The sequence below is a fragment of the Rhodovarius lipocyclicus genome, from assembly GCF_009900765.1.
Classification (GTDB): domain Bacteria; phylum Pseudomonadota; class Alphaproteobacteria; order Acetobacterales; family Acetobacteraceae; genus Rhodovarius; species Rhodovarius lipocyclicus.
Window position 1 is genome coordinate 1 of sequence record NZ_JAAABL010000011.1, and the last position, 12,998, is coordinate 12,998.

Sequence of the window (12,998 nt, forward strand, 5' to 3'; positions counted from 1 at the left end):
CAAAGCACAGCCGCGCATCCATCGTGGATATCTCCGTCCAGGGCATCGACCGGTCCTCCCAGTCGATAACAAAGACTGTCACCCAGGTCGCCGGTCCAAACTGTCACCAACCTAGCCGGTTTGTACCCCCCCGGACCCCCGCTCGGGGGGAAAGGAATTTCCCCCGGAGCCCCCATTCTTTTCTTTTTTGAAGTTTTCGGCTTCCTGAATTATTTGATATATATATCAATAATATAAACAAAAAAACGAGTGCCGCTGAGGGCGTCGCAGAGCGGCGCCTTGCTGGGGTCCGGGGACACGCGTGTCCCCGGCGGGCGGGGTTTGGGGAGGGCGGCGCCCTCCCCAATTCACCTGTGCTATCCTCAACACGCCATGCCGTCCCTCAACGCCCTCCGCGCCTTCGAGGCCGCCGCCCGCCACCGCTCCATCACCCGCGCGGCCGAGGAATTGTCCGTCACCCCCGGCGCCGTCAGCCGCCAGGTGAAGGAGCTGGAGGCCGCCCTGGGTGCTTCCCTGCTGGACCGCCGCCCCGACGGCCTGCACCCCACCCCCGCCGGCGCCCTGCTGGCCGAGGCCACGGGGCGCGGGCTTTCCGCCATCCGCGCGGGGCTGGAGGCGGTGCGGGCCGGTCATCGGCGGCTGTCCATCGGGGCCTATTCGGCTTTCGCGCAGAAATGGCTGATCCCGCGCTGGGCGCGCTTCGCCGATGCGCATCCGGATGTGGAACTGGCCCTGACCACCACCCACGCCCCCGCCGACCTGCGGCCGGAGCGTTTCGACGCCACGATATTGGTGACGGACCGCACGCAGTGGCCCGGCCACACCCTGCACCGGCTGCTGCCCATCGAGACCACGCCCGTCTGCGCGCCGGGGCCGGTGCCGGAATGGCCGCGCGCCCGGCTGCTGCACGCCCGCCCCCGCCCGCGGGACTGGCCGCGCTGGCTGGCGGAGGCCGGGGTAACGGGGGTGGACGCGCTGGCGGGCCCGGTGTTCGAGAGCATCACCCTGGCCGCCGAGGCCGCCGCCCAGGGGCTGGGCCTGGCCATGGGCATCCGCGCCCTGCTGGCCGAGGATCTCGCGGCCGACCGGTTGGTGGCGCCTTTCGCCCAGGCCCGGCTGTCCCGCCATGCCTTCGTGCTGGCCGTGCCCTCCGCCCGCGCGCGGGAGCCCGCGATCGCCGCCTTCACCGCATGGGCGCTGGCCGAAGCGGGCATGGCTTGAGCGCTGGACAGCGGCCCTTCGCATCCGCAGCATGCGGGGCATGTCCAAGATAGAACCGCAAGCCAGACTCATACTGGCCGGCACCGCCATCACCCTGTCCATCGCCATGGGGCTGCGCCAATCCATCGGGCTGTTCATGCCCGAGGTGACGCGGGAGCTGGGTATTTCCGTTTCCGACTTCACGCTGGCCATCGCGATGCAGAACCTGGCCTGGGGGCTGGGGCAGCCGGTGGTGGGCGCGCTGGTGCCGCGCATCGGCTTCCGGCCGATCCTGGTGGGCACGGCGGGGCTGTATGTGCTGGGCATGGCCTGCTTCGCGCTGGCCCAGGGGCAATTGGGCGTGATGCTGGGGGCGGGCATTCTGATGGGGCTGTCGCTGGCGGGCACGGCCTCGGCCATGGCGATGGCCGTGGCCTCACGCCCCGTGCCGCTGGCGGTGCGCAGCACGGTGCTGGGGGTGGTCTCGGCCGCGGGGTCGATGGGGGCGATGATCGCCGCCCCCATCGGGCAGGCGCTGTTGCAGGGCTATGGCTGGCGGGCGGGCGTGTGGGGGTTCGCGGCGCTGGCGGCGCTGATGATCCCCTCGGCCTTCCTGGCCGCGCGGGTGGACCGCGTGGCGCTGCCCACCCCCCAGCGCGGGGCGGAGCAGAACGGCCGCGCCGTGATGGCCCAGGCCCTGCGCAGCCCGCGCTACATGGTCATGGTCTTCGCCTATTCCGTCTGCGGCCTGCAGCTGGTGTTCCTGACGACGCATCTGCCCAGCTATCTGACGCTGTGCGGCCTGGACCCGATGCTGGGCGCGCAGGCGCTGGCCACCATCGGCGCCTTCAACGTGTTGGGCAGCCTGGCGGCGGGCTGGGCGGGGCAGCGGGCGTCCAAGCCGCTGCTGCTGGGCTGTATCTATACGGCGCGCTCGCTGACGCTGCTGTGGTATTTCGCCACCCCACCCAGCCCCGCCTCCACCCTGGTCTTCGCGGCGATGATGGGCTTCCTGTGGCTGGGCGTGGCCCCGCTGATGGCGGGCGCGGTGGGCGAGATGTATGGCCTGCGCTGGCAGCCCATGCTGCAGGGCGTGGCCTTCATGTCGCACCAGATCGGCAGCTTCTTGGGCGCGTTCGGCGGCGGGCTGCTGTTCGACTGGCTGGGCGACTACACGCTGGCGGTGCAGCTGGGCGTGGGCATGGGGCTGTGCGCCGGGCTGGCGCAGATCGGGTTTTCCGGGGCCTGGCCAGGCAGGCCCCGGGCACGGGTGGCGTGATCATGCCGACGGCACCCGGCGATGGCTGATGGCCAAGGCCGCGAACGCGGCCCGCCGGCAGTCCGGCGAAGCCAAGCGAACCGGAGGTTCGCGCCCGGCGTCTGAGGGCATCAACTCATGCGCAGGCCAAGCCGGCGGATCACCGCCGCCTCCTCCTCCATCGTGCGCAGCGCCGCCGTGCGGTAGTCGTCGCTGTTCATGTAGATCAGCGGCATGTCGAAGCGGTTCAGCGTCGCCACATGGGCGGGGTCGTACAGCGCGGTCTTGAAGGCATCGTGCAGCACCCGCACCACGCCCGGGTCCATTCCCTTGGGCCCCGCCAGCCCATAGGGAGAGGTGGAGACGATGTCCGTCCCCGTCTCCCTCAAGGTCGGCGCATCCGGATAGCGCGCGGCGCGCTCGGCGCCCCAGGTGCACAGCAGCCGGAACTGCCCGGCATCCACCAGCGGGCCCCAGCTGGTGCTGTCGGCCATGGCGCTGGTCTGCCCGCTCAGCAGCGCCTGCGCGTTGTCCGAGCCACCGCGGAACGGCACATGCAGGAACTCGATGCCCTGCTCGGCCGCGATGCGTTCCATGGTGATGTGCAGCGTGGTGCCCACCCCCGGCGAGCCATAGGACACCCGGCCCGGGTTCGCCTTGGCATGGGCCAGGAATTCCTGCCACGTCCGCCAGGGCGCGTCGGCCTTCACCACCACCCCGAACAGATAGCCGGTCAGGTGGATGATATAGGTGAAGTCCTTCGTCACATCCCAGGTCGGGCGGCTGGTCATCACCGGCAGGCGGAAGGCGGTGATGGGCAGTTGGCCCACCAGATAGCCGTCGCCGCGCGGCTCCGCCGCCATCATCTGCGCGCCCAGCGTGCCGCTGACCCCGCCCCGGTTCTCGATCACCACCGTCTGCCCCAGGATGCGGGAGGCGACATCGGCCAGCGAGCGCATCTGCCCGTCGGAGGACCCGCCGGCGGGCCATGGCACGATCATGCGGATGGAGCGGTTGGGAAAGCCCGGTTGCGCCAATGCGGGGGTGGCCAGCGCCGACGTGCCGGCAAGCGCCAGCAGCGCACGGCGCCCCATGAATGGGGACATGCTCGTTTCCTCCTCGATGCGCGCGGTTGCTCCGCGCGCTTGGGGGTAGTTTCCTGGTCATGGGCCGGCGGAGCAAGCCAGAATCGCGGCGCATCCGCGCCATGCGGCGGCGGCGGGGTGCGCCCGCCCCGGGGCCATTGCATGGTGCGGGGTAATGATCCTTCTCGAAGCCCTGCCATTGCTGTTGCTGCTGGGGCTACTGGCCACCGGGCGCGCCAACCCGGTGATGGCTTGCCTGCTGGCCCTGGCCGCCAGCCTGCCGGCGCTGGCGCTGAAGCATGGCGCGGGCCTGCCGGCCCTGCTGCTGGAGGAGACGGTGCTGGGCGGCTTCCTGGCCATCGCGCCGATGGCGATCGTGGCGGGCGGGCTCGCCTTCCATGCCGCCGTCGCCGCCGCGCCGGGCACCGAGGAGCGCCACACCCCCGACCCCGCGCGCATCTTCGCCGCCGTGGTGCCGCTGGGGGCCTTCCTGGAATGCGTCACGGGTTTCGCGGTGGGGGCGGTGTTCGCGCTGTCCTCGCTGCGGGCGATGGGGGTGCGGGGCGCGGTGGCGGCGGCGCTGGCCGTGCAGTCGCTGACGCTGGTGCCCTGGGGCGGGCTGGGGCCTGGCACCGCGCTGGGCAGCGCGCTGGCGGGGGTGCCGGCCCAGGCCACGGCGCAGGTCGCGGCCCTGCCCACCGTGCTGTGGATGCTGCTGAACCTGCCGCTGATCTGGCACCTGCAATCCCTGGCCGGCGCCCCGCCGGACCTGCGGGAGAGGCTGGCCCAATCCGCGCTGATGACCCTGATGCTGGGCCTGTTGCTGCTGGCCAACTGGGTGCTGCCGTATGAGATCGCGGGCGTGGTCGCCACCGGGCTGACGGCCATTCCCGCCCTGTGGCGCGCGGGGCCGCCCGCCCGGCTGGGGGCGGCGCTGCGGCTGGCCGCGCCCTATCTGCTGCTGGTGGCGGCGCTGCTGGGTGCGCGGCTGGTGCAGGACGCGCCGGCCTGGCACCCCTTCGCGGCCTATCCGGGCTTTCCGCTGACCCATGTGGCCGTGGTGCTGGCCCTGGTGGCGGGCGGGCTGCTGCTGGCGCGCGGGCGGCTCGCCCAAGGGGTGGGCGCGCTGGCCCGGGCCCGCCGGCCGGCGCTGGCCATGCTGCTGTATGTGATCCTGGGCCGCTGGCTGGCCGGGGGCGGGGTGGCGGCCGAGCTGGCCCAGGCCCTGGCCAGCGGGCTGGGGCAGGCCGCGCCCTTCGCCATCACGCCCATGGCGCTGCTGTCGGGCATCATCACCGGCAGCAATGTGGGCAGCAACGCCGCGCTGATGCCGGTGCAGGCGGCGCTGGGGGCGGCCTTCGGCATGCCGCCCGCGCTGGTCGCGGGGTTGCAGAGCTTCGCCGGCGGCGGCGGGGCGGGGATGAGTGCGGCGGGGCTGGCCATGCTGTGCGGGCTGCTGGCCGATGGCACCCGGCCCGGGCCGGTGTGGCGGCTGCTGCTGCCCAGCATGGCGGCGCTGCTGGCGGCGGGCACGCTGATGCTGCTGCTGGGGTAGGGCGCCGGATTCAGTATCCCGCCCGCTTTACGGCGCGCGCCATCTGGGGCACGTCATGCCCCCATGACCCAGATCGTCGAAACGGATGTCGCCATCATCGGGGCGGGCCCGGCCGGGCTGTTCGCGGTGTTCGAGTGCGGCATGCTCAAGATGCGCACCGCCTTGATCGACACGCTCGAGGCTGTCGGCGGCCAGTGCAGTGCACTGTATCCAGAAAAGCCCATCTATGACGTGCCGGGCTTTCCGGCCGTGCAGGCGGGCGATCTGATCGAGAACCTCAAGGCCCAGGCCGCCCCCTTCAAGCCGGTGGAGCTGCTGGCCCAGCGGGTCGAGACCCTGGCGCCGGAGGGCGAGGGCTTCGTGCTGGGCACCAGCGCCGGCAACACGGTGCGGGCCAAGGCGGTCATCATCGCGGCCGGCGCCGGCGCCTTCGGCCCCAACCGCCCGCCGCTGGAACGCTTGCCGGAATTCGAGGCCACGGGTTCCGTGCGCTACATGGTGGCCCGGCGCGAGGAATTCCGCGGTAAGCGCATCGTCATCGCCGGCGGCGGCGACAGCGCGGTGGACTGGGCGCTGAGCCTGAAGGACGTGGCCGCCCAGGTGGTGGTGGTGCACCGCCGCCCGAAATTCCGCGCCGCCCCCGAAACCGCCGCCCAGCTGGAGGAAGCCGCGGCCCGCGGCGAGATCGAGCTGGCCATCCCCTATCAGCTGCATGGCCTCGAAGGCGAGAACGGCCGCCTGGAAGCCGTGACCCTGGCCACGCTGAAGGGCGAGATCCGCCGCGTGGAGGCCGACCACCTGCTGGCCTTCTTCGGCCTGTCCACCGAGCTCGGCCCCGTCGCCGAATGGGGGCTGGGGCTGGAGCGCAGCCACATCGCGGTGGAAGCCGCGACCTGCGAGACCTCTTTGCCCGGCGTGTATGCGATCGGCGATGTGGCGACCTATCCGGGCAAGCTGAAGCTGATCCTGCAGGGCTTCTCGGAGGGCGCGATGGCGGCCCATGCCATCCACCCGCGCGTGTTCCCCGGCCAGGCGCTGCATTTCGAATACAGCACGAGCAAGGGCGTCGGCGGCTAGGCCGCCATGCTCGCCGCGCTGCTGCTGAAGGCGCTGCTGACCGGCGGCATCGTGGCGGTGGCGGCCGTGGCGGCGGGGCGCATGGGGCCGGTCTGGGGCGGGCTGATCGCCACGCTGCCGGTCTCCGCCGGGCCCGCCTTCGCGCTGCTGGCGCTGGAGCACCCGCCGGCCTTCGTGGCGGGCGTGGCCCAGGCGGCGCTGGCCAGCAATGTGGCGACCGCGCTGTATCTGTTCCTGCTGGTGCGCGGGCTGCCCCGGCTGGGGCTGCTGCGCGGCATGGCGCTGGCCATCCCGGCCTGGGCGGGGCTGGCGGCGCTGCTGCTGTGGCTGGCCCCGGGCTATGGCCTGGCGCTGGGGCTGAACGCGCTGGCCTATGGGCTGGCGATCCGGGGCACCGCGCCCGCCCTGGCCGAGGGCCCGCCCGTGGCGCTGCGCCCGGCGCGCTGGTGGGAATTGCCGCTGCGCGCCAGCCTGCTGGGGCTGATGGTGGCCAGCGTGGTGTCGCTGGCGGGGCATTTGGGCGCGCTGCTGACGGGGCTGGGCACCATGTTCCCGGTGGCGCTGACGGCGCTGACCGTCGCCACCGTGCCGCGCATGGGCGCGGTGGGCACCGCCAGGCTGCTGGCCGGGGCCACCCGGGGTATGCTGGGCTTCGTGGCCTTCATGGCGGTGCTGGCCGGGCTGGCGGGCCCGATGGGCACCCTGCCGGCGCTGGGGCTGGGGGTGCTGGCGAACTTGTGCTGGGGCGCGGGCGTGCTGCTGCTGCGCCGCCTGCGCCGGCCCGGTTAGGCCATCCCCAGCGCGGCCAGCGCCGGGGGAATTTCCTGCTCGACCACCTGCATCGGGGCTTCCAGCGGCGCGTTGGACTGCTTCGCCGCGTTCTCCAGCCCGGCCAGGGCGGCCGCCAGGGGCTTCAGGCCGAAATTCGCGGCCATGCCCTTCAGCGCATGGGCGTGCTCACGTGCCAGTTCGCGCTGGCGCAGGGCGATGGCGGCGCGCAGCTGGGGCGCGCGGGCCAGCAATTCCTCACCGCACAGCCGCGCCACCGAGGGCGGAATGGCGAAAGCGGCCGGGGCCGTCCCCATGGGGCGCTTCCCTTGCATGCCTTGGCGATGAGATGCGGTATCGATCATGCGGCTAGTTCTGCCTCACATCCCCGTGTGGAGGGAAAACACACTCCCGTGAGCGGCATGCCCCACAACCATGGCGGGAGGTCTGTACCTGGATGCAGCCGCTGGCAACGGCGTTCCCGTTAAGATTGTATTCATTTTCAGTTTTTCGGGGGTGAAACGGCGCCATCCCGCCCCGCCGCGCGCGCATTCCCCGGTGGGCGGCGCTTGCCCAACCCTTGAGGCTCTGCGATGTTCCGCCCCGCTCCAGGAACCTCAGAAGGCTTGGCGCGGGGCCGGGCCTACGGGATACGCAGCCGCCCCCGCACGGGCGCAAGGAAGACGCAATGGCGAAGATCAAGGTCAAGACCCCGGTCGTCGAGCTCGACGGCGATGAGATGACGCGCATCATCTGGGGCTTCATCAAGGAGAAGCTGATTCTCCCGTACCTGGACATCGACCTGAAGTATTACGATCTCGGCATCGAATACCGTGACCAGACCGACGACCAGGTGACGGTGGACAGCGCCCTGGCCATCAAGAAGTACGGCGTGGGCGTGAAGTGCGCCACCATCACCCCGGACGAGGCGCGGGTGAAGGAATTCGGCCTGAAGAAGATGTGGAAGTCCCCCAACGGGACCATCCGCAACATCCTCGACGGCACGATCTTCCGTGAGCCGATCATCTGCAAGAACGTGCCCCGTCTGGTGCCGCACTGGTCCAAGCCGATCGTGGTCGGCCGCCATGCCTTCGGCGACATCTACCGCTCGGTGGAGATGAAGGTGCCGGGTGCCGGTACCGTGAAGATGGTCTACACGCCCGAGGGCGGCGAGGCCCAGGAAATCGGCGAGTTCGCCTTCAAGGGCGCCGGCGTCGCGATGATGCAGCACAACATCAACGCCTCGATCGAGGGCTTTGCCCGCGCCAGCCTGAACTATGGCCTGTCGCGCAACTACTCGGTGTACTTCAGCCACAAGAACACCATCCTGAAGGCCTATGACGGCAGCTTCAAGGACATCTTCCGCGCCATCTACGACGCCGAGTTCAAGGCGGAGTTCGAGAAGCGTGGCCTGACCTATGAGGACCGCCTGATCGACGACATGGTGGCCAGCGCCCTGAAGTGGGAAGGCGGCTATGTCTGGGCCTGCAAGAACTACGACGGCGACGTGCAGTCCGACATCGTGGCGCAGGGCTTCGGCTCGCTCGGCCTGATGACCTCCGTGCTGCTCTCCCCCGATGGTTCCACGGTCGAGTCCGAGGCCGCCCACGGCACTGTGACCCGCCATTACCGTGAGCACCAGAAGGGCCGCGAGACCTCGACCAACCCGATCGCGTCGATCTTCGCCTGGACGCGCGGCCTGGCCTATCGCGGCAAGTTCGACGGCACGCAGGATGTGGTGGATTTCGCCAACGCCCTGGAAGCCGTGTGCGTGGAGACGGTGGAAGCCGGCGACATGACCAAGGACCTGGCGCTGCTGATCGACAAGAAGCAGCCCTACCTGAACACCCAGGCCTTCCTCGACAAGCTGGACGAGAACCTGAAGAAGAAGATGGCCTGAAGCAGCCGCTTCGACCATCACGAGGGGCGGGTGCCGAGAGGCGCCCGCCCTTTTTCGTGCCCGGTTGTCATCAGAACATCCCGGCCCCGTCACGCCATTCTCATGGGCGTTTCATGAGCATTTGTTAACAGGCCCTACCATTCACCGGGGTCCTGCCAGCATGTCGTTCAGCCTGTCTTCGCCGCTCACCTTCACCGGCTTCACGGGTGCGGGCTTCGCGCCCAGCCCCGCCGCCGGCCAGCTCGATTCCGACTTCTGGCGCATCCAGGGCTTCAGCGACACGTCGGGCCTGCTGGATTACGGCGCGACCGCCACCAGCACGGGCGACTACGCGCGCGGCGTGCTCAGCGGCGACCCCACCATCGCGGGGGTCTATGCCGCCGCCACCGGGCTCGCGGCGCTGGGCACCGCCTTCGTCATCCAGTCCACGGGGGCGGAATTCGGCACCACCCCGGGCAGCATCACGCTGCGCCTGCAATACACCGGCGCCGAGACCGTCGGCGGCTTCGTGCTGGATTACGACGGGGTGTACCGCAACAATGCCGGGCGCTCGGTCGCGGTGGACCTGTCCTATGCCGTGGCCCCGGCCGCCGCGCAGCCGGCCAGCTTCACCGCCGTCTCGGCGCTGGGCTTCACCACCCCGGTCGCGGCGGATGCCGGGGCGGGCTTCACGGCGGTGGATCTCGCGGCGCAGACGCTGAACACCACCCTGCACACGGGCGACTTCATCTTCATCCGCTGGACCATCGGCGACAACGCCGCCAACCCCGGCAGCGGCAGCCGGGACGAGGTGGGCTTCGACAATATCAGCGTCACCCTGCCCGCGGCCTCCGCCCCGGCCATCGCCCTCAGCCCCGCCACGCTGAACCAGGCCGAGGGCGACACCGGCACCACCGCCTTCGCCTTCACCATCACCCGCGCCGAAACCACCCCGGGCGACACCAGCGTGCAGGCGGTGATCGCCTCCAGCGGGTTGTCGGCGGCGGAGATCGCCTCCGTCACGGTGGATGGCGTGCCGGTGGCCGATTTCGCCTTCGGCACCGCCTTTTCCGTCGCGCTCTCGGGGGCGGCCACCGCCGCGCAGGTGGTGGTGCAAGTGGTGGCCGACACGGCCATCGAGGCCGATGAGGGCTTCACCCTGACCATCGCCGCCCCCGGCGCGGGCTATGCGCTGGGCAATGCCAGCGCCGCCGCCACCGTGCGCAACGATGATTTCGAGATCACGCGCATCCATGACGTGCAGGGCGGCGGGGCGGCCTCCGCGCTGGCGGGCCGCACCGTCACGATCGAGGGCGTGGTCACCGGCGACTACCAGAACGGCGACGCCGACGGGAACCGCGACCTGCAGGGCTTCTACCTGCAGGAGCTGCTGGCGGATGCCGATGCCGCGACCTCCGAGGGCATCTTCATCCACCAGGCGGATGGTTCCGCCCTGCCCAGGCTGGATGTGCGGGTGGGCGACATCATCCGCGTGACGGGGCTGGTGCGGGAGAACTTCAACGAGACCCAGCTGAGCGTGGCGGATTCCACCACCGCGATCCAGATCATCCGCGCCGGCGCCTATACCCAGGCGGAGGTGATCGAACAGTTCGCGCTCGACATCTCCCTGCCCGCGGCGGGCACCGTCACCGCCGCCGGCCGCGTGCTGCCGGACCTGGAATTCGCCGAGGGCATGCTGGTGCGCCTGCCCCAGACCATGACCATCACCGAGATGTTCAACCTGGACCGCTATGGCGAGATCCGGGTGGCCGAGGGCGGCCAGCAGGTGCAATACGCCCAGACCAACGCGCCGGACGCGGCTGGCTATGCCCAATACCTGCAGGATCTCGGCGCGCGGTCCCTGCTGATCGACGATGGGCTGAATGTGCAGAACCCCTCGGCCATCCGGGTGTTCGACAATGTGATCACCAGCGCCGCCGCGCCGCAGATCGGCGACAGCTTCCAGGGGCTGGTGGGCAATCTGGGCTATGGCTTCAACGAGTACCGGCTGCAGACCGCGAACAACCCCGCGATCATCGATACCGCGCCGCGCGCGGCGGCCCCGGGGCGGGATGGCGGGGATATCCGCCTAGCCAGCGCCAACCTGCTGAACTTCTTCACCACGCTGGACAATGGCGCCATGACCGGCCCGGGCGATGCCTTCCAGCCGCGCGGCGCCAACACGGCCGAGGAGCTGGCCCGCCAGAAGGCCAAGCTGTTCACCGCCCTGGCGCAGCTGGATGCCGACGCGATCGTGGTGAATGAGCTGGAGAATGACGGCTTCGGCCCCGGCAGCGCCATCCAGACCCTGGTGGACGAATTCAACGCCGCCCAGGGCACGCCCGGCCGCTGGTCCTTCGTGAACCCGGGCCAGGACTTCCTGGGCGGGGACGCGATCAAGGTCTCCATCCTGTACCGCACGGACAGGCTGGCGGTGGCCGCCGGCACCGCCCCCGCCGTGCTGGACGACACGGACATCCCGGGCCTGATCTCCGCCGGGCTGCTGCCGGCCGATTTCCTGTCGCGTTCCTCGGTGGGGGGCGTGTTCAACGGCGCCAACACCAGCCGCTCCGTGCTGCTGACCAGCTTCGAGCAGATCGGCGGCGGGGAGGTGTTCACCCTGGCGGGCGTGCACAGCAAGTCCAAATCCGGCACCGGCACGGGGCTGGATGCCGATGCGCTGGACGGCGCGGGCAACTGGGCCAACCAGCGCCTGCTGGCCGCCCAGGCGCTGGAGGCCTTCCTCAAGACCCATCCGACCGGCCTGGCCGACCAGGATGTGGTGATCATGGGCGATTTCAACGCCTATGCGATGGAAAGCTCCATCCAGCACCTGGACGCCGCGGGCTATGACAGCCTGGTGGAAAGCCGGATCGGCAATGCCACCGCCTCCTCCTACGTGTTCGACGGGCAGAAGGGGTATCTCGACAATGCCCTGTCCACCGCCGATTTCGCGGGGCTGGTGGTGGGGGTGCACGAATGGCACCTGAACGCGGCCGAGGCCGACGCGCTCGACTACAACACCGATTTCGGCCGCCCCACCGCGATCTTCGACGCCAGCCTGCCGAACCGCTATTCGGACCATGACCCGCTGATCGTGAACCTGCTGCTGGATGCGGAGGTGCAGGCCTTCACCGGCGGCGTGCGCCAGGTCTCGGCCCACACCATCGCCGAGGCCAGCATGGGCCTGGCCGCGGGCAGCGAGCTGGTGATCCGCAAGGCCGCCACCAGCGACCTGGGCAATGCGGGCATCCACTCCGACGGGCTGACGGTGAACACCGGCAACGCGGCCGATGGCTTCTTCATCCTGGCGGACACGCTGCAACGGCTGGGCTTTTCCGGCGGCGGCCATGTGGATGCGGTGGGCAATGCCCTGGCCAACACCCTGGCGGGCAATGACGGCGACAACACCCTGGCCGGCAAGGGTGGCGACGACAGCATCCTGGGCGGCGGCGGCAACGACACGCTGTTCGGCGAGGAAGGCGACGACGAGCTGTTCGGCAATGACGGCCAGGACCTGCTGCTGGGCGGCGCCGGCAGCGACCTGATGGCCGGCGGCGCGGGCGACGACACCTATCTGGTCGAGGACGCCGGTGATGTGGCACGGGAGCAGGAGGCCGCCGGCGAGGACACGGTCTTCGTCGCGGTGAATGGCTGGACGGCCGGGCCGAACATCGAGGTGCTGCGCCTGTTCGCCCTGGCCACCGGCGTGACCGGCGGCGCGGGCGGCGAGCAGATCGTGGCCAACGCCACGCTCGGCTCCCTGCTGATGGGCGCGGGCGGCGACGACACGCTGTGGGGCCAGGCGGGCGACGACCGGCTGCTGGGCGGCGAGGGCCGGGACACGCTGCGCGGCGGTGCCGGCAACGACGTGCTGGAAGGCGGCGCCGGGGACGACCAGCTGGTGGGCGGCGCGGGCGCGGACATCTTCGTGGCGGGGCCGGGCACGGATGAGCTGTTCGACTTCTCCCGCATCGAGGGCGACCGGATCGACGCGCGCGGGCTGGGGCTGACCTCCGCCGGCATGCTGGGGCCGGATGTGCTGCAGGTGCTGGCGGGCGGCACGCTGATCCACACCGCCTTCGGCCAGATGGGCGTCTATGGCGTGACCGACCTGCGGGCGGAGGATTTCCTCTTCGCCTGACGCGGCGGGCCGTGATGGGGCGGTGGGGTTGC

Annotated in this window: 9 protein-coding genes; 7 read left to right on the forward strand and 2 right to left on the reverse strand. The window is 70.7% G+C overall.

What is annotated here, in order from left to right:
- Positions 1 to 372: 372 nt before the first annotated feature.
- The gene (locus GT007_RS10530; RefSeq protein WP_160121568.1) at positions 373 to 1,221 is read left to right on the forward strand and encodes a LysR substrate-binding domain-containing protein; all 849 of its coding nucleotides are present in this window, start codon (positions 373 to 375) and stop codon (positions 1,219 to 1,221) included.
- A gap of 40 nt (positions 1,222 to 1,261) precedes the next feature.
- Positions 1,262 to 2,479, forward strand: coding sequence for an MFS transporter (locus GT007_RS10535; protein WP_201451876.1), 1,218 nt, complete (start codon positions 1,262 to 1,264; stop codon positions 2,477 to 2,479).
- Between the two features lie 110 nt (positions 2,480 to 2,589).
- On the opposite strand, the gene GT007_RS10540 is transcribed toward GT007_RS10535, so the two are convergent.
- Positions 2,590 to 3,564, reverse strand: a complete 975-nt coding sequence (locus GT007_RS10540; RefSeq protein WP_160121570.1) for a tripartite tricarboxylate transporter substrate binding protein — start codon at positions 3,562 to 3,564, stop codon at positions 2,590 to 2,592.
- A 154-nt stretch (positions 3,565 to 3,718) separates the two neighbouring features.
- Between GT007_RS10540 and GT007_RS10545 the strand changes: the two genes are divergently transcribed.
- The 3 genes from GT007_RS10545 (at position 3,719) to GT007_RS10555 (ending at position 6,964) form a co-directional block, all read left to right on the forward strand.
- Positions 3,719 to 5,098: an L-lactate permease gene (locus GT007_RS10545; protein ID WP_160121571.1), complete on the forward strand. Its 1,380-nt coding sequence runs from the start codon at positions 3,719 to 3,721 to the stop codon at positions 5,096 to 5,098.
- 63 nt (positions 5,099 to 5,161) lie between these two features.
- On the forward strand, positions 5,162 to 6,175 hold the full coding sequence (locus tag GT007_RS10550) for an NAD(P)/FAD-dependent oxidoreductase (RefSeq protein WP_160121572.1): 1,014 nt from the start codon (positions 5,162 to 5,164) through the stop codon (positions 6,173 to 6,175).
- Positions 6,176 to 6,181: 6 nt separating this feature from the next.
- Positions 6,182 to 6,964, forward strand: coding sequence for a hypothetical protein (locus GT007_RS10555; protein ID WP_160121573.1), 783 nt, complete (start codon positions 6,182 to 6,184; stop codon positions 6,962 to 6,964).
- On the opposite strand, the gene GT007_RS10560 is transcribed toward GT007_RS10555, so the two are convergent.
- Positions 6,961 to 7,260, reverse strand: a complete 300-nt coding sequence (locus GT007_RS10560) for an Hpt domain-containing protein (RefSeq protein ID WP_160121574.1) — start codon at positions 7,258 to 7,260, stop codon at positions 6,961 to 6,963. The two genes, GT007_RS10555 and GT007_RS10560, sit on opposite strands and share 4 nt — an antisense overlap.
- A gap of 371 nt (positions 7,261 to 7,631) precedes the next feature.
- Between GT007_RS10560 and GT007_RS10565 the strand changes: the two genes are divergently transcribed.
- Together GT007_RS10565 and GT007_RS10570 are read left to right on the forward strand one after the other, a co-directional pair.
- The gene (locus tag GT007_RS10565; protein WP_160121575.1) at positions 7,632 to 8,843 is read left to right on the forward strand and encodes an NADP-dependent isocitrate dehydrogenase; all 1,212 of its coding nucleotides are present in this window, start codon (positions 7,632 to 7,634) and stop codon (positions 8,841 to 8,843) included.
- Between the two features lie 160 nt (positions 8,844 to 9,003).
- Positions 9,004 to 12,966, forward strand: coding sequence for an ExeM/NucH family extracellular endonuclease (locus tag GT007_RS10570; RefSeq protein ID WP_160121576.1), 3,963 nt, complete (start codon positions 9,004 to 9,006; stop codon positions 12,964 to 12,966).
- Positions 12,967 to 12,998 lie beyond the last annotated feature (32 nt).